24 protein-coding genes are annotated in these 21,348 nt (G+C 43.9%); 10 read left to right on the top strand and 14 right to left on the bottom strand.

Annotated elements, in window-relative coordinates:
* Positions 1-57: 57 nt before the first annotated feature.
* Positions 58-720, bottom strand: a complete 663-nt coding sequence (gene mecA / locus K1I44_RS05595; protein WP_003395376.1) for an adaptor protein MecA — start codon at positions 718-720, stop codon at positions 58-60.
* A gap of 221 nt (positions 721-941) precedes the next feature.
* Here mecA and K1I44_RS05590 point away from each other — a divergent pair, with 221 nt between their 5' ends.
* A complete protein-coding gene (locus K1I44_RS05590) occupies positions 942-2,126 on the top strand; it encodes a competence protein CoiA (protein ID WP_219985535.1) in 1,185 nt (394 codons plus the stop codon).
* Between the two features lie 38 nt (positions 2,127-2,164).
* Positions 2,165-3,961, top strand: coding sequence for an oligoendopeptidase F (gene pepF / locus K1I44_RS05585; RefSeq protein WP_003395372.1), 1,797 nt, complete (start codon positions 2,165-2,167; stop codon positions 3,959-3,961).
* 81 nt (positions 3,962-4,042) lie between these two features.
* Here the strand turns inward: pepF and K1I44_RS05580 are convergent, their stop codons facing one another.
* From K1I44_RS05580 to K1I44_RS05560, 5 genes are all read right to left on the bottom strand, one after another.
* Positions 4,043-4,207 carry a hypothetical protein gene (locus K1I44_RS05580; RefSeq protein WP_003395371.1) on the bottom strand — a complete coding sequence of 55 codons (165 nt, stop codon included), beginning with the start codon at positions 4,205-4,207 and terminating at the stop codon, positions 4,043-4,045.
* Positions 4,208-4,424: 217 nt separating this feature from the next.
* The gene (locus K1I44_RS05575) at positions 4,425-5,276 is read right to left on the bottom strand and encodes a ClpXP adapter SpxH family protein (protein ID WP_219985534.1); all 852 of its coding nucleotides are present in this window, start codon (positions 5,274-5,276) and stop codon (positions 4,425-4,427) included.
* The gene (locus K1I44_RS05570; protein WP_219985533.1) at positions 5,263-5,664 is read right to left on the bottom strand and encodes a globin domain-containing protein; all 402 of its coding nucleotides are present in this window, start codon (positions 5,662-5,664) and stop codon (positions 5,263-5,265) included. Before K1I44_RS05570 ends, K1I44_RS05575 begins: the two co-directional genes overlap by 14 nt.
* A gap of 56 nt (positions 5,665-5,720) precedes the next feature.
* Positions 5,721-6,326, bottom strand: coding sequence for a lytic transglycosylase domain-containing protein (locus K1I44_RS05565; RefSeq protein WP_219985532.1), 606 nt, complete (start codon positions 6,324-6,326; stop codon positions 5,721-5,723).
* Positions 6,323-6,913, bottom strand: a complete 591-nt coding sequence (locus tag K1I44_RS05560; RefSeq protein WP_219985531.1) for a CYTH domain-containing protein — start codon at positions 6,911-6,913, stop codon at positions 6,323-6,325. Before K1I44_RS05560 ends, K1I44_RS05565 begins: the two co-directional genes overlap by 4 nt.
* Positions 6,914-7,046: 133 nt before the next feature.
* Here K1I44_RS05560 and K1I44_RS05555 point away from each other — a divergent pair, with 133 nt between their 5' ends.
* The 5 genes from K1I44_RS05555 (at position 7,047) to K1I44_RS05535 (ending at position 11,118) form a co-directional block, all read left to right on the top strand.
* Positions 7,047-7,403 (top strand): UPF0738 family protein, encoded by a 357-nt coding sequence (locus K1I44_RS05555; RefSeq protein WP_003395360.1) that lies wholly within the window; start codon positions 7,047-7,049, stop codon positions 7,401-7,403.
* 12 nt (positions 7,404-7,415) lie between these two features.
* Positions 7,416-8,054 carry a GTP diphosphokinase gene (gene yjbM, locus K1I44_RS05550; protein WP_219985530.1) on the top strand — a complete coding sequence of 213 codons (639 nt, stop codon included), beginning with the start codon at positions 7,416-7,418 and terminating at the stop codon, positions 8,052-8,054.
* Positions 8,055-8,060: 6 nt separating this feature from the next.
* Positions 8,061-8,849: an NAD kinase gene (locus K1I44_RS05545; RefSeq protein ID WP_219985529.1), complete on the top strand. Its 789-nt coding sequence runs from the start codon at positions 8,061-8,063 to the stop codon at positions 8,847-8,849.
* 181 nt (positions 8,850-9,030) lie between these two features.
* Entirely contained in the window at positions 9,031-10,185 is a 1,155-nt protein-coding gene (gene tnpB / locus K1I44_RS05540) for an IS200/IS605 family element RNA-guided endonuclease TnpB (RefSeq protein WP_219985528.1), read from the top strand.
* A 54-nt stretch (positions 10,186-10,239) separates the two neighbouring features.
* Positions 10,240-11,118, top strand: a complete 879-nt coding sequence (locus tag K1I44_RS05535; protein WP_091701701.1) for an RluA family pseudouridine synthase — start codon at positions 10,240-10,242, stop codon at positions 11,116-11,118.
* Here the strand turns inward: K1I44_RS05535 and prpE are convergent.
* The 4 genes from prpE to K1I44_RS05515 form a co-directional block, all read right to left on the bottom strand.
* Positions 11,115-11,852, bottom strand: coding sequence for a bis(5'-nucleosyl)-tetraphosphatase PrpE (gene prpE / locus K1I44_RS05530; RefSeq protein ID WP_219985527.1), 738 nt, complete (start codon positions 11,850-11,852; stop codon positions 11,115-11,117). The two genes, K1I44_RS05535 and prpE, sit on opposite strands and share 4 nt — an antisense overlap.
* Positions 11,853-11,919: 67 nt before the next feature.
* The gene (locus K1I44_RS05525; RefSeq protein ID WP_042894268.1) at positions 11,920-12,306 is read right to left on the bottom strand and encodes a hypothetical protein; all 387 of its coding nucleotides are present in this window, start codon (positions 12,304-12,306) and stop codon (positions 11,920-11,922) included.
* A gap of 25 nt (positions 12,307-12,331) precedes the next feature.
* Positions 12,332-13,432 carry an amidase domain-containing protein gene (locus tag K1I44_RS05520; protein ID WP_219985526.1) on the bottom strand — a complete coding sequence of 367 codons (1,101 nt, stop codon included), beginning with the start codon at positions 13,430-13,432 and terminating at the stop codon, positions 12,332-12,334.
* A gap of 204 nt (positions 13,433-13,636) precedes the next feature.
* Entirely contained in the window at positions 13,637-14,800 is a 1,164-nt protein-coding gene (locus K1I44_RS05515; RefSeq protein ID WP_003395354.1) for an FtsW/RodA/SpoVE family cell cycle protein, read from the bottom strand.
* Between the two features lie 112 nt (positions 14,801-14,912).
* On the opposite strand from K1I44_RS05515, the gene mgtE reads away from it, so the two are divergent.
* The 3 genes from mgtE (at position 14,913) to K1I44_RS05500 (ending at position 17,569) form a co-directional block, all read left to right on the top strand.
* Positions 14,913-16,244, top strand: a complete 1,332-nt coding sequence (gene mgtE / locus K1I44_RS05510) for a magnesium transporter (RefSeq protein ID WP_003395353.1) — start codon at positions 14,913-14,915, stop codon at positions 16,242-16,244.
* A gap of 91 nt (positions 16,245-16,335) precedes the next feature.
* Positions 16,336-17,112: an enoyl-ACP reductase FabI gene (fabI, locus tag K1I44_RS05505; RefSeq protein WP_003395352.1), complete on the top strand. Its 777-nt coding sequence runs from the start codon at positions 16,336-16,338 to the stop codon at positions 17,110-17,112.
* Between the two features lie 100 nt (positions 17,113-17,212).
* The gene (locus K1I44_RS05500; protein WP_003395351.1) at positions 17,213-17,569 is read left to right on the top strand and encodes a CotO family spore coat protein; all 357 of its coding nucleotides are present in this window, start codon (positions 17,213-17,215) and stop codon (positions 17,567-17,569) included.
* Here K1I44_RS05500 and K1I44_RS05495 read toward each other — a convergent pair.
* The 4 genes from K1I44_RS05495 to K1I44_RS05480 are packed head-to-tail and all read right to left on the bottom strand — an operon-like array spanning position 17,553 to position 21,250.
* Positions 17,553-18,689 carry a glycosyltransferase family 4 protein gene (locus K1I44_RS05495; RefSeq protein ID WP_219985525.1) on the bottom strand — a complete coding sequence of 379 codons (1,137 nt, stop codon included), beginning with the start codon at positions 18,687-18,689 and terminating at the stop codon, positions 17,553-17,555. The two genes, K1I44_RS05500 and K1I44_RS05495, sit on opposite strands and share 17 nt — an antisense overlap.
* On the bottom strand, positions 18,689-19,633 hold the full coding sequence (locus K1I44_RS05490) for an NAD-dependent epimerase/dehydratase family protein (RefSeq protein WP_219985524.1): 945 nt from the start codon (positions 19,631-19,633) through the stop codon (positions 18,689-18,691). Before K1I44_RS05490 ends, K1I44_RS05495 begins: the two co-directional genes overlap by 1 nt.
* A complete protein-coding gene (locus K1I44_RS05485) occupies positions 19,630-20,943 on the bottom strand; it encodes a UDP-glucose dehydrogenase family protein (RefSeq protein ID WP_219985523.1) in 1,314 nt (437 codons plus the stop codon). The genes K1I44_RS05490 and K1I44_RS05485 overlap by 4 nt, the downstream gene beginning before the upstream one ends.
* On the bottom strand, positions 20,918-21,250 hold the full coding sequence (locus K1I44_RS05480) for a hypothetical protein (protein WP_219985522.1): 333 nt from the start codon (positions 21,248-21,250) through the stop codon (positions 20,918-20,920). The genes K1I44_RS05485 and K1I44_RS05480 overlap by 26 nt, the downstream gene beginning before the upstream one ends.
* Positions 21,251-21,348: the final 98 nt, after the last annotated feature.

Here is a 21,348-nt window from a genome sequence, read left to right as displayed (position 1 = left end):
TCGTTCACCTAACCCTTGCGAAAAAAAAGCCGATTTCAATCGATTGAAATCGGCGTATTAGTTTGGAAAATGTTTAGCGATCATCGTTAGCGCCTGTTCGGCAATAATCGTTTTTCCGTATTCTTCGAGACGATGAATCGTCATTTGGGAATCTTGCCCGTATTCAAGCAATATGCTTAGCATATTATCAATGTCGTGGTCATGATCATCTTCCGTAAATTCGACGTATAAATAATATTTGTTTTCTAGCGCGAATAGCCGGTTGTTTAACGTTGAAAAATCGCGACGATGCGCTAACGAGATGACGTCCTCGATCGTTTTAAAGCGAATGACGAACTGAAGTGGATTTTCGGGCGCTGTCGATGCGGCTTTAATCATGTTAAAATGTTGGTCTAATATTTGCTCGATTTTTTCATCGACAGGCAAGTCTTTAAACCGTTCATCGAGAATAGGCAATTCGAGCTTTGTTCCGTCTTTTGAAATTTGCGCTTTCGTAACAAATACTTCTATCCCTTTTTCCACTGCATGCACTTGAATCCAGAGCGGGCCTTCTAAATAAAGTTCCACTTCTTGATGAATTTCATCCATCATCTCCCAAAATAATTCTTCGCTTCGCTCGCGATTAAACCAAATTTCTTCGCGATCAAATCCGCGCTCTTCAATGTCGCCGTACGATATATATAACTTTAACGTATATTCGTTGATGCGTTCGATTTCCATGTTCCTCAGCTCCCTTCTACAATGATCCAATCAGGAAGGGAATTCACCCCCGAGCATTCGCCCTCATTCCACATCTTGTACTTCTATTGTATGACAAAATGTGAAAGAAGGGAAATAAAAAACGCCTAATTCAATAAATTTAGTTGTTCCCCTATTTTTGTTTTCTTTGCAGGAGAAAAGGAACATTTGGTGAAAAAAATGTAGGAGAAAGGGGAGATGATATGTTTATTGCGTTATTCGAAAATGGAGAAGTATGTTCGCTATTGGACGGCTGGACGGTCGAGCAGCTCCAACGATGGCGTGAGACAAAGTCGTTTATTTGTCCCGTTTGTTTTGGGCGCGTGCAATTGAAAATTGGAAAAAAACGAATGCCGCATTTTGCCCACGAAACGAGATGCGTCATTGAAACGGAGCGGGAAACCGCTGCCCATTTACAAGGGAAACAACAGCTGTACGAATGGGTGAAAGGCGGACCGTTGAAAGCGGAAGTAGAAAAATATTTGCCGCATATTCAACAGCGTCCAGATGTGTTTGTATCGTATAAGGAAAAGATGTATGCGCTCGAATATCAATGTTCACTCATCCCGATGTCGTCGTTTATGAAACGAACGAAAGCGTATATGTGTGCAAACATCGTTCCGGTTTGGATTCTTCACCGATCCTACCTTCAGCGCCGCGGTTTGCTGTTTCAGTTATCTTCTTTTTCATGGCTTTTTTTCAATGACAACGGGACGATCACGTTTTATTGCCCGATCCGTAAACAATTTTCATTTCTTCATCATCTCATTCCGCTATCAGCAACGCTCGCATACGGCCAATGGACGACCGTTCCGCTTCATGCGATGTCATTTACTTTCCTTCACATGACGCCCCGACCACAAGCTGACACGCTTTTTTACGCTTGGAACATGAAAAAGAAACAATGGCGGCTATCTCCTCTATATTACCGAACGAACCGTACATTTTGCCACATCGTGTACAATGCCCATATGACGCCATCGTTGTTTCCGCACGAGGCGGGCATTCCGCTTCGCCATTCGTATTGGTTTGAAACCCCTCCGTTTATTTGGCAGACGTATATGTTAATGGAGATGATGGCCGTTCCACTTCATGTGACGTTTTCGTTTCATCAATTATATGAACAATTGCAACGTTTCATTCGTCAAAATATCGTTCGCGTTCGCCAACTGCCGCTCGTGACAACAAGTCATTATTCCTATGCGCTCATGGACTATTTGCATGCGCTCGTGTCGCTTCGCTTTTTAAAAAAAGTTGGAAAAAGCTCGTTTCAACGCATTCGCTCATGGTCGCTGCCAAGCACGATCGAAGAAGCGATGAAGGGAGATGAAGACGTGTTGCGACGAATTGTAAGCAAAAAAGAGGATTTTTTTATAAAACGAGAATAATATATAAGTAAACATTTTTAAGGCAAGAGGTGAGAAATATGGCAAAAACATTGCCGACACGCAAAGACGTTCCCGTACAGTATACGTGGCGTTTAGAAGATATTTTCGCAACAGATGAACAGTGGGAAGAGGAGTTTCAAGCGATTGCAGCGCTTCTTCCGAAATTTTCGGAGTATAAAGGGAAGCTTGGAGAGAGCGCGCAAACGTTATATGAAGCGCTTCAATATCGCGATCACGTATTGTTTCGTTTAGGAAAGTTATACGCATATGCGCATATGCGCCATGATGAAGATACGGCCAATTCGTTTTATCAAGCGTTTGAAACGAGAGCGGAAAGTTTGTATGCTGAAGCAGGCAATGTGATGGCGTTTATCGTGCCGGAAATTTTAGCGTTAGATGAAGACGTGTTGCGCACGTTTTTACAACAATATGAACCGCTCCGGTTGTATGAACATGAGTTAGATGAAATGAATCGCCAACGCCCGCACGTGTTATCGGAAAAAGAGGAGGCGTTGCTTGCGCAGGCAGCGGAAGTGATGAACGCGCCAAGCAATACGTTTGGGGCGTTGAACAATGCCGATTTACGTTTTCCGACGATTAAAGATGAAAACGGGGAAGAAGTGGAAGTGACGCACGGCCGTTACATTCGTTTTCTTGAAAGCGAAGATCGCCGCGTCCGTCACGATGCGTTTAAAGCGGTATATGATACATATCGCAAATATGAAAATACGTTTGCGAGCACGTTAAGCGGGGCGGTAAAGCGAAATAACTTTTTTGCGCGCGTGCGCAACTACCGTTCAGCGCGCGAGGCGGCATTAAGCAAAAATCAAATTCCAGAGACGGTGTACGATAACTTAATTGAAACGATTCACCGATATTTGCCGCTTTTACATCGTTACGTTCATTTGCGTAAGCGCGTGCTCGGATTAGACGAGTTGCACATGTATGACTTATATACACCGCTTGTGAAACAAGTCGATATGAAAGTGACGTACGAAGAAGCAAAAGAGATATTGTTAAAAGGACTTTCGCCGCTCGGGGACGAGTATATTGCGATCGTCAAAGAAGGGTTTGACAACCGATGGGTCGATGTGCAAGAAACGCGCGGCAAGCGGAGCGGAGCGTATTCGTCGGGCGCATATGGAACGAACCCGTACATTTTAATGAACTGGCAAGATAATGTAAACAACTTATTTACGTTGGCGCATGAATTCGGACATTCCGTGCATAGTTACTATACGCGCAAATTCCAACCGTATCCGTACGGAAACTATTCCATTTTCGTTGCGGAAGTGGCGTCAACGTGCAACGAGGCGCTATTGAACGACTATTTATTAAAAACGATCGATGATGAGAAAAAACGGTTGTATTTATTAAATCATTATTTAGAGACGTTCCGCGGCACCGTTTTCCGCCAGACGATGTTTGCTGAGTTTGAACATATGATTCACCAAATGGTACAAAACGGTGAGGCGCTGACAGCGCAAGTGTTGACGGAAAAATATTACGAGCTAAACAAAACGTACTTTGGAGATGGCGTCGTCATCGACGAAGAAATCGGATTAGAATGGGCGCGCATTCCGCATTTTTATTACAATTATTACGTGTACCAATATGCGACAGGTTTTAGCGCGGCAACAGCGTTAAGTAAACAAATTTTAGAAGAAGGCGAGCGAGCAGTTGGGCGATATATTGAATTTTTAAAAGCTGGAAGCTCGGACTATCCGATTGAAGTGTTGAAAAAAGCGGGAGTCGACATGACGTCTCCACATCCAATTGAACAAGCTTGCTACGTGTTTGAACAAAAACTGCAAGAACTTGAACAGCTATTATAAAAGCTGTCTAAATACGTCAAAACAAAAACCGAAAGAATGTTGTACATACAGCGTTCTTTCGGTTTTTACGTTTCGTCTTTTTCAATGAAATCCGCGAAAGCGGTGGCGGTTGTTAAGATACGTAAAAAACGAAAAGAGAGAAAGAAATAAAAACGGAGTTGAGATGAGCAGCGGAAATAAGCGCATTAATGCAAAAAAATGAATGATCCATGCGACGATGATCCAGACGATATGCAACGCGAACATGCTGATCCCCCCTTACTTATTCATAATAAGCAAGCGCGAAAATAATTATGACAAATGTGTGAACAAGCAAACAAAACACTTGTCAAGACATAAAAGAGTTTGTTAATATATAAACGTGAAGTGAATCACAATCAAACAAACTTATACCCCTTTGTTTGACCGTGAAAAATTTCTCCCATCCCCTTTGTTGTCTTTATGACAAAGAAAAAGGACTCGGCTAAATGCCGGGTCCTTTTTCTTTGTCAACCCACTTCCAAAACGAGCCGACTTTTTCTACTTTTCGTTTCAGGCGCAACTTTTTTAACTCGCATTCTGCTTTACAATGTGGCATGTTGTACACCATCGCAATGTCATCCGTTGTGACGAACTGGGCATGATGCAAAAACTGTTCCATCGGTGGAAGCGGAGACGGTTGAGGATGAAATCCGAGCATTTCATGGATTAAATCGACGTATACATCGTACGGATAACAGCCTGAAATTTTAATGCCTTCCTCTTCAATGTTTTCATTAAAAAAGACGAGCGTTGGAACTTCGCGAACGTCCATTTCCGCACTAATTTTTAAATCGCATTGAAACGCCTTGACCGCACTCGGTGAAGATAAGTCTTTTATAAATTCTTGTACGTCTAAGCCGGCGTCAATCGCGCATTGAATGAGCGTACCTGTGTTTGTGATCGTTTTCCCTTGAAGAAATACAATTTCTTGCAGTTGTCGTAAAAAGCGAATGCTCGCTTGCCTTCCTTGCAGTTCTGCTGCCTTGACGGCAAGCGAGGCGACGTATGGAATCGGCAATGGTGCTTGCAGGGAAATGCGATCGTCACAGGCGATGCCGATGCGCGTCGCATGCCGGTCAATTCGTTTATAATTTGCGCCGTTCAGTCTATCTAGCTGTCCTGTTAATACGTGGCGCAACGTAAAATATTGCCCGTATTCGATCCACAGTTTTTTCAACACAGGTTCAAGCGCCCAACAGTCCGGGCAAAGAGGATCGACAAATAAGTAAATTTCTAATTGTTTTTGCTTTGTCGTTCCTTCTTGCGTAGCGACTACTTTTTCATTCACCGTCATGCTCCTTTCGCTCGTCTTCTGGCGTATTAATCATATGTTGGGCAGTTAAAATAAGCCGTTGATACAATTCATCTCGCACCGGCCCTTGCAAGCCGATCGCGTCCATCGCTTCATGCATGCAAGCAAGCCACGCTTTTGCGCGCGTCGGCGTAATCGGAAATGGCAAGTGGCGAGCGCGCAACATCGGATGTCCATGTTCAGCTGTATAAAGCGGAGGCCCGCCTAAATATTGCGTTAAAAATTGTTTTTGTTTTCGCGCTGTTTCTGTTAAGTCTGTCGGGAAAATAGGCGCTAAGTCGGGATGTTTCGCCACTCGTTCGTAAAATGCATCAACGAGTTTTGAGATAACTTGTTCGCCTCCAAGCGCTTCATAAGGGGATTGAAACATATTGAAAACTCCTTTGCCGAAATATATCAATATTGTAACAACGACGTTCTTTCATCTCAAACGATGCGACTTGCGGAGTAATACGTTTGCATGACTTTTTTGACGTAGCTCATCGTTTCACGAAAAGGCGGAATGCCGCCGTACTTATCGACGTTGCCCGGCCCTGCGTTATATGCTGCAAGGGCAAGCGCAATGTTGCCGTCATAACGGTCAAGAAGTTGGCGTATATATTTCGTGCCCCCTTCAATGTTTTGCTGCGGGTCAAACGCATCAGTTACGCCTAACATGCGCGCCGTGCTCGGCATTAACTGCATGAGCCCCATCGCACCAGCCCGGCTTTTTGCTTGTGGATGAAAGTTTGATTCATGGCGAATGATCGCATAAACGAGATTCGGATCGACATCGTATTTTGTTGCCGCCTCGTCAATCCATTGATGAATCGCCTGTTTTTGAAGCGGCTTTTCTTCGTATGTCGGCGCTTTCGTTTCAGCGCTTGTCATCATTGGAAGTGATGGACGTATCGTTTCTGTTTCTCCGTCTGTTTCGGTTGTTAACAACTCGCGAAAAAGATCGTGAAACGATGTCGTTGGCGCTTCTTTTTTTCCTTGTAAATGTTGCAACGCTTGTAGCTCTAAAAGCAATTTAATTTGTTGCACGTTCATGACGATCGCTCCGTTTCGTATTTTGCTTCGTAAAATCGTTCAATTTTATTTTTCGTTTGCCGCTTTGGAATATGAAACGACTGTAATAGCTCCATAAATGTGTTTTCGCCTTGTACGCGATCATTTGCTTCATATTCGATTTCATAGTCAGACACGTTCATATATTCACTGTAATCGAACACGAGCGTGCCGTTTTTGTACGCCCGTTCGACGCGGTGAGTAGTGAGTGCGCCAAAGCAAACGACAGCTGCCGGGTCAATGTGAAGCGATTGTAGCGTGCGCGCCATATCGCCCGCAAGCGGTTGCTCTCCTGCAATAAGCGACGTCGCCATTTGTGCGGTGAGAGGCTCATGCGTCTCTAATAACCCGTCTTCATGTGGTTGTTTTAATGTTAATGTATATGTCCCATTTTTAAAACGAATGCGTAATGCGCTTTTTTGTTGTTTTAATTGAAAGTCGGGCGTATCAAAATAATAATTTTGTTGCACGCTCCATTCTTCATCGCGCACGCAAAATGCGTTCGTTAAGCGGGAAAATTCTTCAGCCGTCAACACGTTTTTAAATTCAATTTCTAATTCCCGTTTCATCTTTCTTTTTGCTCCCTTGCGTCATGTCTATCTTTTATTATCGACATATATGCGAAAAAGTGCAACTAGTGAACATCGTTAGGCGAAATGTGGTAAAATAAAGGCGGACATCATAGATGATGGAGGAAAGGAAATGAAAATATATGTACATGCAGCAGAAAGACAAGAACGTGGTTGGATGATGATGTGCGATGCGTCGCTTCAAGGTCTTCAGCCGAGACAGCATATGCTTGTTGATTCAGACGAATGTGCGTTCATATACATATTAGAGGCAGAAGATGCGTTCGTTTATGTCGTCATGCCAAAAAACGTTTGGGGGGCGCTGAAGGAGGTGCTCGCGACAAAAGAGCCCGTATTTCTTGTCGGGAGCGATACGACGATCGCATTAGATGGAATTCATGAAGAAATGGCATATTTAATTGAAAACATTAAAGGAAATGCAAACTACGGTGACGAAATGGAACAGGCGGTAACGGCATTTTTCGCATAAGTAGGTGGTTGAATGGAGAAACATTGGGAGTTTTTTTTAGCACCGTATAAACAGGCGGTGGAAGAGCTGAAAGTGAAGCTAAAAGGGATGCGCGCCCAATTTGAAATGCAAGGTGTTCATTCCCCGATCGAGTTTGTGACAGGAAGAGTGAAACCGATCGCTAGCATTTTAGATAAAGCGCAAAAGAAAAATATTCCACTCGATCAACTTGAACAACAAATGCAAGATATTGCTGGTTTGCGCATGATGTGTCAATTTGTTGATGACATTAAGACGGTCGTTCAATTGCTTCGGAAGCGAAACGATTTTACGATCGTTGAAGAGCGCGATTACATTACGCAAAAAAAAGAGAGCGGGTATCGTTCGTATCATGTCGTCATTCGTTATCCGGTGCAAATGATTTACGGTGAAAAAAACATTTTAGTGGAAATTCAAATTCGAACGCTTGCGATGAATTTTTGGGCGACGATCGAACATTCTTTAAACTATAAGTATAGCGGGAATTTCCCAGAAGACATTAAACTGCGCTTACAGCGCGCAGCGGAAGCGGCGTATTTGCTTGATGAAGAAATGTCAAAAATTCGCTTTGAAATTCAAGAAGCGCAAGCGGTGTTTTCGCGCAAACAAGAGTTAAAAGAGAGCGAGGAGTGAAGGCGCGTGAAATTTGCGGTCATATCGAAAGGGGACGCGATATCAAACGAATGTATGCATAAAATTCGTACATATTTAACGGATTTTCGCTTAACGTATGACGAAGATCAGCCGGATATTGTCATTTCAGTTGGGGGGGATGGGACGCTTTTGTATGCGTTTCATCGTTATCGAAGCCGGCTCGAACATACGGCGTTTGTCGGCGTGCATACAGGGCATTTAGGGTTTTATGCCGACTGGGTGCCCGACGAAATAGAAAAGCTCGTTATCGCTATCGCTAAAACGCCGTATCAAGTGATCGAATATCCGCTTCTTGAAGTGACGATTCGCTACGTCGGTGGTGGGCGTGAAGTGAAATATTTAGCGCTCAATGAATGTACTGTAAAAAGTGTAAGCGGGACGCTCGTGATGGATGTCGAAATTCGCGGCGATTTATTTGAAACGTTTCGCGGGGATGGGTTATGCATTTCTACTCCTTCAGGAAGCACCGCATACAATAAGGCGCTCGGCGGTGCGATTTTACATCCATCGTTAGAGGCCATTCAAGTCGCGGAAATGGCGTCGATTAACAATCGCGTCTTCCGCACGATCGGCTCGCCGCTCGTTTTGCCGAAGCATCATACGTGCATGTTAAAGCCGGTCAACAACGTTGATTTTCAAATTACGATCGACCATTTATCGTTATTGCATAAAGATGTAAAATCGATTCAATGCCGCGTCGCTGATGAAAAAATTCGCTTTGCCCGCTTCCGTCCGTTTCCATTTTGGAAGCGTGTGCGCGAATCATTTATATGATTGGGCGTAAAACCCCTATGTCTTTAGGCTAGGGGATGTAAGCCCTAGTCGCCTTGTGTTTCAATGTATGGATGTATTTCATTGCTTTTTCAAGCCTTTACGGATCAGTTCATAAACTGCACCTGCAAAACTATAATACACTAGATGTATAATAAACATATACCTAAAGGAGGTGAAGTCAATGCTGGTCAACAAAGCATATAAATTTCGCATCTATCCAAATAAAGAACAAGAAATCCTGATTGCTAAAACTTTTGGTTGTAGTCGATTTGTGTTTAACCACTTTTTAGCAAAATGGAATGAAACCTATCAAGAAACAGGTAAAGGATTAACCTACAACGCTTGTTCTTCTCAATTGACGCAATTAAAAAAAGAATTCACTTGGTTAAAAGAAGTGGATAGCATCGCACTTCAATCTTCACTCAAGCATCTGGATGATGCGTACGATCGCTTTTTTAAAAAGCAAAACGACAAACCGCGTTTCAAGTCTAAAAAGAATCCTGTGCAATCCTATACGACTAAATACACAAATGGAAATATTGCTGTGCTAGATAAGCACATCAAGTTACCTAAACTTGGTCTTGTTCGTTTTGCAAAAAGTCGTGAAGTAGAAGGGCGTATCTTGTCTGCTACGATTAGACGAAATCCGAGCGGGAAATACTTTGTGTCCATTTTGGTTGAAACTGACGTGCAAGCGTTGCCTAAAACGGGTTCAGCCGTTGGCATTGATGTCGGCTTGAAAGAATTTGCTATTCTTTCAGATGGAACAAAGTACGCCAACCCGAAATGGCTTCATAAGCTAGAAGAACAGCTAGCAAAAGCACAGCGTATTCTTTCCAGACGAAAAAAAGGTGGCTCGAATTGGAATAAGCAACGAATAAAAGTTGCACGATTGCACGAAAAAATGACAAATGCACGACATGATTACTTGCACAAAATTTCCACCGAGATTGTCAAAAACCACGACATCATCGGGATGGAAGATTTGTCGGTAAGCCATATGCTAAAAAATCACAACCTTGCAAAAGCGATTCAAGAAGTATCTTGGTCAATGTTTAAAGCCATGATCGAATACAAAGCTAGATGGTATGGGAAACAAGTTGTCACCGTAGCAAAAAACTTTCCATCTAGCCAGCTTTGTTCGTGCTGTGGCTATCAAAACAAAGATGTGAAACATCTTGCTTTGCGTGAATGGGAATGTCCTGTGTGCCATACTCATCACGACCGAGATGTGAACGCAAGTATCAATATTAAAAACGAAGCGATTAGGCTTCTTAACCGCAGGAACTGTGGGGATCGCCTACTAAATAACCGAAAAAACTTTCGGTGTTCGTAGGAATCCGTTATGGCTTTAGCCTAGCGGTAGTTCAATCAGTAGAAAGGGATTCGTATGTTTCAACTTCGTTGGATTGTGACAAAGCAACAAGATGGAATGGCTGTAAGGGAATTTTTAAAAGAAAAGCATATTTCGAAAACAGCGTTGACAGACATTAAGTTTAAAGGGGGAAATATTGAAGTAAACGGTCAGCGCGTCACCGTTCGCTACGTGCTAAAAGAGGGGGATGAAGTGTGCGTATCGTTTCCGCCCGAGAAAAGAAGCGCCGACATGCTTCCAGAGCCGATTCCGCTTTCAATTGTGTATGAAGACGATGATGTTGTCGTCATCAATAAACCGCCCGGTATGTCAACGATTCCGTCCCGTGAACATCCGCGCGGCACGTTAGCGAACGCCCTGTTGTTTCATTACGAACAGCAAAACTTGCAAACGACTGTGCATGTCGTCACAAGATTAGACCGTGATACGTCCGGGCTTGTGCTTGTCGCCAAACATCGCCACGTGCATCATATATTGAGTGAACAACAAAAACAAGGGCGGGTAAAGCGTCGGTATGAAGCGATTTGCCACGGGTACGTCACCCCGTCTGTCGGGACGATTGATGCTCCTATTGGGAGAAAAAGCGACAGCATCATCGAACGGGAAGTGCGAGCGGATGGTCAGCGTGCGGTGACGCATTATGAAGTATTGCAATATAAAAACGATATGACGCACGTGTCGATTCAATTAGAAACGGGGCGGACGCATCAAATTCGCGTCCATTTTTCGTACATTGGCCATCCGCTCGTTGGCGATGATTTGTACGGCGGCTTGCGCAAGCGCATGCAAAGGCAAGCGTTGCATAGCTGTGAGCTGACGTTTGTTCATCCTTTTCTTGAAAAGACAATGACGTTTCACGCGCCGCTTCCAGACGATATGGCGAGCTTGCTTTAGTCAAATGAACGAATTTTTTCAGCGACATATGGCATCGTCGATGAAACAGAGACCGTTTCCATTTCTGGATAGCGAAGCGCTGTTAGCTGTCCGCCGAATACGCAGCCGGTGTCGATGTTGACGGTGTTGTTGAGCCAGCGCGGTTTTTTCACAGGTGTATGCCCATATACGATAAGCGCGTCGCCGCGGTAATGTTTTGCCCAATCGCGTCGAACGGGGGAGCCGTCTGAATGTTTTTCGCCTGTAATGTCGCCGTATAAAACGAACGTTTTTACTTTTTGATGGAATTTTCCGATGTAATCTGCGCGAATGCCAGCATGGGCAACGATTAGTTTTCCACCATCTAAGACGGCATAAAGGGGCGCTTGTTCGTACAGTGTCATAAACTGCGTACGAAGGCGCTCTTTCGTTTTCTCATCTGCTTGTTCCCACTCCGCTACCGTCGTTTCAAGCCCGTGCGTAATTTGTACGTTTCGACCGAGAAAAAAACGATATAGCTTGTCGCAGTGGTTGCCCGGAACGTACACCGCTTTATTTTGTTGAACGAGCGCAATGACGGTGTCAATCACTCGTAATGACTGCGGACCGCGATCGGCTAAATCGCCGACGAACGCAAGCTTTCGTCCGTTCGGATGAATCGGGACATCATTTTCCCATACGTAGCCAAGCTTTTTTGTTAATAACATGAATTCGTGAAAACAGCCGTGAATATCTCCGATAATGTCGTATATCATCTATTGATCTTCCCTTTTTTACTATTCATTATGTACAACAAATCCCCAGGGCAATACGCGCTGGGGACTACTCATTTTTTTGCCAAAAGATTTTTGGATCATATTCCGTAATTGTCATTTTATCGTTATAAATACTTACTTGAATAAGTCGATCATCCTTACTAAACATATAACGATTTTCACCAATCTTCTTTATCGCTTCTTCATCTTTCCAACCCTCATTCACAATTATCTGATAGAAAGGATGAGACGGTATTAAGTCAGGTGACATAGGCTCTTTTAATTGGAACATAGCTTGTTCGATAAAGACAGGATGTACCTTACTTTTATCGCTATCTATTTTTATAACTTTTGCTCCTTCAGGAATTGGAAATCCATTATACATAGGGATTTCTTTTTTATTGCATCCTATCAACAAACTTAACAAGATAAATAACAGTATACACTTCTTCAATGTTTTCTCCTCACTTTAAACTTCACTAATTAGAATACCAGTAATCATTTGTTTGAATAAAGTAATGTTTTGCTAATGAATTGACTGATTTCCAAGGGCGGTTATAGTCACTTGGAGTATGTTGAGCAGTCAAAGGTTCTCCGTTGCTATCATAATTCACTACAATAGAAAGGTGATCGAAATAACCATCGTTGTCAAAGTCATATCCAACAAGACTACCTATTTTCAAATCTTTTACGTTACTTATATAATAAGCACCAAGCCCACCTGCATCATTGTTTCTTCTTGCATAATAAACATAATCATGAGCAACAGACCAACTTGTAGTGTTTTGGTTACCTTGATACCACCACCGCAAATCGCCCCACCAATCCATATTTACTCCACCACCGCGGTTAATTGCTTGTGAAATAAAGTTTGTACAATTATTTGAGAAAACTCTAAAGTCAGGGTTGTTTTTGTTATACCAATTGTATGCATATGATCTAGCTCCTGATCGATTGTACAAGTGTTGTGTGGACATTATGCTTATGTCGTTCGTTGCTTCAATAACTTGTTGTCTATTCATTTCTTCAATTGGAGGTAAGTTGCTATTTGATGCCTGTTCACTAGTGTAATCCATTTCATCTTCAAATTTGTAATCAACTAATGCATATAACTTGCTTCTTTTGTTTTCGCTGGACGTGAAAATAAACTCATGTGTTCTTGTTTCAAGCCATGGATGTTCTTCCATCTGCTTTTTGTTTTTGTACTGGTAGTATTTAGCTACCTCCACTTTCAAACTTAACTTAATTGTTTCATTTACCTGATTTATTTGTATGTCGTCTACGTTCAAAATTTCTATTTTCTTGTACGATGCACCTAATTTATTTATATAATCTTGGTCTCTTTTTATAATATTCTCTAATCTGAGTTGCGACTTAGTATTTTTTATTTGAATTTCTACATTTTCTTCACTATTTTGGGGGAGAAGGGAGGTGTACCTTTTTTCGATGATCTTTAAAGCTTCTTGAACAATTTTATTTTTCTCCTGTTCACTTATACTATCGTAGGCTAAAGCATTCGATGGAGAAAAAGTAAAAAACAAAGCAAAAAGGGAAAGAAAAGTGAGAACGACGTTTCTCATAGAACACTCCTCCTTATGAAAATAAATGTAACTCACCAATCATATTAACACTTATGTAAAATAATTTCAAATATATGAATCCGATTAGGTGTTTAACAGTATGATTTCATTAGGAGAACGTACGTATGACTTTATAATGTAGGAAACATATTATTGATCAAACAAGGAATTAGTATATGAACAAACAATAGGGGAAATGTTCCCCTATTGTTCCGTTGAAAACATAAATTTTTGTGTGCGAGAACGGACGTTTAGGACGAGACCAATCGCAAGCATGTATGTTGCGAGCGAGCTTCCACCGTAGCTGACGAACGGAAGCGGAAGTCCGGTAATTGGAAGCAATCCGATCGTCATACCGACGTTTTGGAACACTTGGAACGTGATCATGCCGATGACGCCGGCGCATAAATAGCTTCCGAACGGATCGTGGCACTCTAATGCGATTTGAATCATACGATAAATAAGCAAGAAAAAGAGGGAGACGACGAGGCTCGCTCCGATAAAGCCGAACTGTTCCCCGATAATGCTAAAAATGAAGTCGGTATGTGACTCAGGTAAGTACACGTCTAAGTTTTTATATCCTTTCCCATACAACTCTCCCGAGCCGATCGCAAGAAGCGATTTTATGAGCTGAAATCCTTGTTCGCTCGCATATTCATACGGATTAAGCCAACCGTAAAAACGGTTTAACTGGTATTGCTTGATTTTTAACACATCAGGGAAATATAAAAACGCTACGATAAAAGCTGTTGCCCCAAGTATAGCTACACCAGCGATTGACGCAATAATGCGCAAGCGAATACCTGAAACGAGAATGAGCGAGCCAGCAATCGCCATAAACACCATCGACATTCCCATATCTGGCTGACGGGCAAGCAAAAATAGCGGCGGCAGTAGCGCTAAGCCGATTTTTCCGAGCAACTTAAAGTCGTCTTGCACCGTTGGGTCGCTGTATTTTTCGCGATGGTTGACGATAATGCGGCTAATGACGATAATCATAAAAATTTTCATTAGCTCAGAAGGTTGGAAGTTACCTCCGGGAAGGCTGTACCAACTCGTTGCTCCTTTAATCGTTAATGTACCCGGAACGTTTAATTCTAATCCGAGCAAAAGGATGATGCCAAAGCCATACAAATACCAAGCGATTTTAAACAACCGGTCATAATCGACAAGCATCGTCACCGCGATGACGACAACACCGACGCCGTACCACATGAGCTGCTTTTGGGCGAAGTTAATATGTTGAAGTTTAGCAGGAAGCGTCTCTCGCGCACTTTCGATAGCGATGGCGCTCACGATCGCGATTAAAAATAAAATAAACAATAAGTGATAATCTATTTTCGTTTGTATTGTTTTTTCATTTTCCATTGCCGTTCCCCCTGTTTGGTGATGCACTATCATTTTACATGGTTGCTTGCAAGATGGCAAAGATTCACGCATAATAAAAAAAGCGACTTTTGTCGAAAGGAGGCGGGATCATATGGAACATATTGTACAAGCGTTGTACGATGAGCAGATGGAGTTATTTCGCCGACAGTTTTTAAAACTGCATCCGTACGATCGGGCTAAGTTTTACATTGAGCAAAGCCCGGAAGTAAGAAAGCGAATGTACGAATATTTATCGCCGGCTGAGATGGCAGAAATATTTGATCATCTTGACATTGAAGAAGAGGAATATAAAACGTATTTATCCGAAATGGATCCGCTTTTTGTTGCGCAAATGCTCGCGCACATGTACGCCGATAATGCTGCCGATATATTAAATGAACTTGATAAAAAAGAAGTCGCAAACTATTTAACGATTATGGACGATGAAGCAGCGAAAGATATTCAAGGGTTGCTTCATTATAAAGAATATACGGCCGGAAGCATTATGACAACGGAATATATCGCCATCCATGCGAATCAAACGGTGCGTTCGGCGATGCAAATTTTAAAAAAAGAAGCGGCGCATGCGGAAACGATTTATTACATTTATGTCGTCAATGAACAGCACCAGCTCGTCGGCGTGTTATCGTTGCGCGAATTGTTGACGTCTGACGACGATGCGATGATTGCCGACATGATGAACGATCGCGTCGTTTCGGTGTTCGTCGACGAAGACCAAGAGGAAGTTGCTAGAAAAATGCAAAATTACGACTTTTTAGCTCTTCCTGTCGTTGATGCAAACAATCATTTGCTCGGGATTATTACCGTTGATGATATCGTAGACGTCATTTCTGAGGAAGCGACAGACGACTATTCAAAGCTAGCAGGGGTTCCGGATGTCGACATTCAGTACAATCCGTTTGAAGCGGCGAAAAAGCGGTTGCCGTGGCTCATTATTTTATTGTTTTTAGGCATGATGACGGCCAATTTAATTAGCCGTTTTGAAGATACGCTAGAAAAAGTGGCGATTTTAGCTGTCTTTATTCCGCTCATTGCCGGTATGTCGGGAAATACAGGAACGCAGTCGTTAGCCGTTGCTGTGCGCCGCCTTGCGATGGGGGATTTAGAAAAAGAAGGAAAATGGAGTATGTTAGGGCGCGAAGCATTGACAGGTTTGTTGATCGGCTTATCGTGCGGCGTTGTGATTACCGTCGTCGTGTACGTATGGAAGCAACAGTTTTTTTTAGGGGTTCTCGTCGGATTAGCTTTATTTGCGACGTTAACGGTCGCGACAGTCGCCGGGGCGCTTATTCCGCTTTTTATGCATAAATTGCGCATCGATCCAGCGGTCGCTTCTGGGCCGTTTATTACGACGATTAACGATTTAATTAGCATTCTTATTTATTTCGGATTAGCGACAATGTTCATGGACTATTTATTATAAATTCCCTATTTCAAAGTAGGGAATTTTTTGTTATAATGATATTAATACTAGGTTCTAATAACAAATCACAAAAATAAGGGGATGAACGAATATGCAATTATCGTTACAAGGGAAAACGTACGTCGTCATGGGTGTCGCAAATAAACGAAGCATCGCTTGGGGCATTGCGCGTGCGCTTCATGCAGCCGGAGCGCGATTAATTTTTACATATGCAGGCGAGCGTTTTGAAAATGAAGTGAAAAAATTAGTCGCGACGTTAGAAGATGACAGAGCGCTTGTGCTACCGTGCGATGTGACGAAAGATGAAGAAATTGAAGCGTGCTTCGCGCAAATAAAAGAACAAGTAGGCGTCATTCACGGCGTTGCGCATTGTATCGCGTTTGCGAATAAAGAGCATTTAGAAGGCGAATATATGAACGTGGATCGCGAAGGATTTTTGCTGGCGCACAACATTAGCGCATATTCATTAACAGCTGTGGCGAAAGCGGCGAAAGAGTTAATGACGGAAGGCGGAAGCATCGTCACGTTAACGTATTTAGGAGGCGAGCGCGTCGTACAAAACTATAACGTCATGGGTGTAGCGAAAGCGTCGCTGGAAGCGAGCGTCAAATATTTAGCAAACGACTTAGGCAAATACGGCATTCGCGTCAACGCCATTTCCGCCGGTCCGATTCGCACATTATCTGCCAAAGGCGTCGGCGACTTTAACTCGATTTTAAAAGAAATTGAAGAACGCGCACCGTTACGCCGTACAACGACACAAGAAGAAGTAGGCGATACAGCTCTATTTTTATTTAGCGACTTATCGCGCGGCGTCACAGGCGAAACGATTCACGTCGACTCAGGTTATCATATTTTAGCGCGGTAATGAAAAAGCTGTTTGGTCGATGCCAAACAGCTTTTTACGTATGATGGCATGCCCGTTTCTTTTTGCGCATATAGTAGTCGTAAAAAGGAGGGGTGTGGGAATGAAAAAGCATGTGGAAAATGCACCGTTGTTGTATATCGTTCAGCCGAATTTAGGGCCGAAAACGTGCTATATGCAACAGACGTTTCGGACAAAAAAAGAAAAGCCGTCGTATCCACCGCCATCGTTTGCGAACTTTCGCGACATGGATACGATCGAGCGCATTGAGTTTTTAGCGACGCTGCCAAATGAGCTTCGGCCGGTGACGTGCGAATTAAAAACGAAAAATCGAACGTATGAAGGGATCATTCAAAAATGTGATAGTAAAAAAGTGTTTTTTACATTCAGCGGGGAGGAAAAGACGATTACGATCCCGCTAGAACATATCGTATCCGTATCGCTTATTGGCAAATCGTAACGTACAAACGTTCAAGCTGCTCGGCTGTGTTTGCGAATGAAAACGTCGTTTCTGCCCGTTTTCGTCCTTCGCGAGCAAGTGCGAGCGCTTTTTCTTTATCGTGCAATAATTCGCTAATGGCGCGTGCGAACGCTTTCGGTGATGAGTAGTCGTCAATGACGATTCCGTTGACGTCCTGCTCAATGACTTCACCATTTCCCCCGCGATTTGTCGTAATGATCGGAACGCCAGCAGCCATCGCTTCGTAATGGACGCGAGCGAGCGGCTCATGCCATTGCGAACTACAGACGAACAGATCGCCCATCGCCAATATGCGCGGGATGTGTTCGGAAGGGATGTAGTTTGTAAATAAAATGCGGTCTTTGTAAGGGTGAGCGAGCTTGTGCAGGAAGTGCACGTAACCGTTCGGGCGGTTGTCGCTAAACCATTTTCCTCCGACGATGACGAGTTTCGCACGCGGATGGTCGGCTAGCACGTCATTCATGCTTTCTATTAATACGTGCACCCCTTTTGCTCGACTTAATCGGCCGATAAATAAAATGACGTCATCTTTTTCAACAAAAAACCGTTGGCGCATGTTGGTGCGCAGTTGTTTTCCTTCGTCTGTCCATGGCGGCGTGTAGCGTGTCGCATCGACACCTGAGTAGACGATGTGAATGAGATCGTCTCGGACATCGTATCGTTTTGTGACGGTTCGTTTCATATATTCACTTACCGTTGTGATCGCATCTACTTCCGCAATCACTCGTTCGGCAACGTCACGTTTCATTTTCATCGGTGAAAACATATCGTTATGCAAGCTCGTGACGAAGCGGCTTGCGTGGGCCACTTGTTTGTACTGTAAAACGTTTGCTGGGCGGTTAAACACATGAACGACGTCAAACGTTCGTTTGCTTAATTCGTTTGCGACATCGTGTTCGTACCGTTCGTTTGGCACGCGTACGTATTCGATGCCGTGACGTCGTTCGTATGTGGGAAGCGACGGGTCTGTAATCGAAAAAATAGTAAGATCATGTTTGGCGGCAAGAAATGGGGCGATGCCATCAATCATCAGTTGAATGGCTCCCCCTTTCACCGCTGGGGACGGTAGCTTTTCTGTACAAATGAATGCGATACGCATTATGACCTCCCGTAAAGCGAGCGAATGTATTGGACTTCATGACGCAATCCTTCTTGCAATGGCGTCGCTGGATTGTATGAAAGCAGGCGTTCGGCTTTTGAAATGTCCGCCCACGTATGTTTCGGCTCGCCGATCGCTTTATTCATATATCGTTTGTTCGCTCGTTTTCCGATCATCTCTTCGAGCATAGCGATGACGTCGTTTAGCGAAGCTCGTTCTTTCCCGCCGATATTGAACGTTTCCCCGATCGCTTTTTCGTTGCCAAGCACGGCGAGCGTGCCGTTGACACAGTCGGAAATGTACGTAAAATCGCGCGTTTGCGTGCCATCGCCAAAAATAGTGATCGGCTCATCGAACAACATATGGCGAATGAAGCGATGAAAGGCCATATCTGGCCGTTGGCGCGGACCGTACACCGTAAAGTAGCGCAAAATGGTCGTCGGCACATGAAACTCCGAATGATATACGCGGCATAAATGTTCCCCAGCTAATTTCGTAATGCCGTATGGCGAAAGAGGGGTCGGGGTCATATGTTCGGCGACGCGCCCGTCTTTTTCACCGTAAACGGACGATGTGGACGTATAAATAAACTGTTTTGGTCGGTGTTGTTTGCACGCCTCAAGCAAACGTTGCGTCGCTACGATGTTGTTTGTCGTGTACAAATCAAACGTCGTTCCCCAGCTCGTGCGCACGCCTGGCATGCCAGCAAAATGATAAATGACATCGACTTGTTTTATGATGTCAACGAGCGGCAACGATAAAAGATCGCCTTCGATCCATGTAAAACGGTCGTGTTTGTTTAACGTGTCGATCGTTTTTTCTTTCCATTGTTTTGGCGTTGGACCGATGAACGAATCGACGCCGATGACGTGATGATGCGGCAGCAGCGCTTCGCATACGTGCGAGCCGATAAAGCCAGCCGCCCCTGTGACAAGTATATTCATCCGCGTCCCACCCCCACATAGTTCAGTCCTGCTTGAATAACATCGTTGCGCGGTAAGCTATTTCGCCCGTCGACGACGACGTTTCCGCTCATCGTTTGTTTCACTTGTTTCCAGTTTAATTGTTTATACTCATCCCAATCGGTCGCGACGATGACCGCATCCGCTTGTTGGAGCGCTTCATCGATCGTTTTTGCTTGCTTGACGTCCATGCCGTTTGGGAGGACGGCTTTTGGGTCGTGCGCCACGACATGAGCGCCAAGGTTGTGCAATGCTTTGATGAGCGATACGGCAGGCGACTCGCGAATATCGTCTGTATTCGGTTTAAAGGCGATGCCAAGGACGGCTATACGTTTATTGGAAAGCGTGCCTAACGTCCGCTTTATTTTTTGAACGTACCAATAAAGCTGCGTGTCGTTAATCGTTTTTGTTGCTTCTATCATGTACGGGCGCACCGCTTTTTCATACGCCATTTGTTGCAGGGCGGCGACATCTTTCGGAAAACAAGATCCGCCATATCCGATGCCGGCTTGTAAAAAGTGAGGGCCGATTCGTCCATCAAGTCCGATGCCTTTCGCGACGTGAGCGACATCGACGCCGTACGCTTCGCAAAGGCGCGCCATTTCGTTTATGAACGAAATTTTCGTCGCTAAAAAGGCGTTGGCGGCGTATTTAATCATTTCCGCACCGCTTAAACTTGTCACGACGTATGGGGCATGAATACGTGCGTATAACGTCTGCATAACAGAAAGGGAACGATCATCATCGTCACGTAAACCGACGACGATCCGGTCGGGATAGAGAGAATCGAAAATGGCTGACCCTTCCCGTAAAAATTCGGGGTTAGAGACGACGCGTACGTTTTTTCCTTCTTTTGTTAGCCGCTCGTATATGCGTTCGTTCGTGCCGATCGGAACGGTGCTTTTGATAACGAGCGTTTGTTGGTCGCGTAAATGAGGAAGAAGCGCAGCGACGGCACGGTTGACGTATGACACGTCCGGTTTTCCGTTGTTGTCGGGCGGTGTGCCGACGCAAATAAATATGACATCGGCTTCGTGTATATATTTTTGTCCGTCACGATGAAAAAAAAGCCGACTTTTATGGTCGGTGAGCAGCTCGGCTAAACCAGGTTCATAAATAGGAACGTCTCCACGTGTTAAGGCGGCAATTTTTTGTTCATTTTCATCTACGCAATGGACGGTATGCCCAAGTTTGGCAAGCACTGCAGCTGTCGTTAGTCCAACATAGCCAGCGCCGATAATTAAAACGTTCATATGTTCACTTCCTTTATTCGTCGTCCTCTTCTTTTTCATTTGTTCCGATTGTCATTGTCGTTTGTTCGCTCGCTGCGACGAGAGCATCGGAAGGAAACTCGATCGCTACAATATTGCGGCAATGAATCGTTATCGTTTCACCACCGTGTTCGTAAAAGCGGTCGATGTGGAGCGTCACTTCATTTGTCATTTTGTTTACTGCAGCGAGCTGGGCGTGATAATACGTTTGATTGTTCGTATGCACGTGCAGCTCTGTTCCTTCGGCAAGGGAAAGCAATGTCGAGCATATGTCGTTTATTTGTTTTCTTTTTGCTAAAAAGTCTTTGCTGAAAAAAATGCGATACATTCGTTCCACTCCTTTCTTCGTCTATCTCATTGCATTATATGTACAGAAAGGAAAAGGGGAATGGGCGGTTTGCCGACATTTTTTCATCGTATCTCACA

Source organism: Anoxybacillus sp. ST4, assembly GCF_019448545.1.
GTDB classification, from domain to species: Bacteria; Bacillota; Bacilli; order Bacillales; family Anoxybacillaceae; genus Anoxybacillus; species Anoxybacillus pushchinoensis.
Note: the sequence above shows the minus strand (reverse complement) of the source record. Positions and strands in the feature narration are given on the sequence as shown.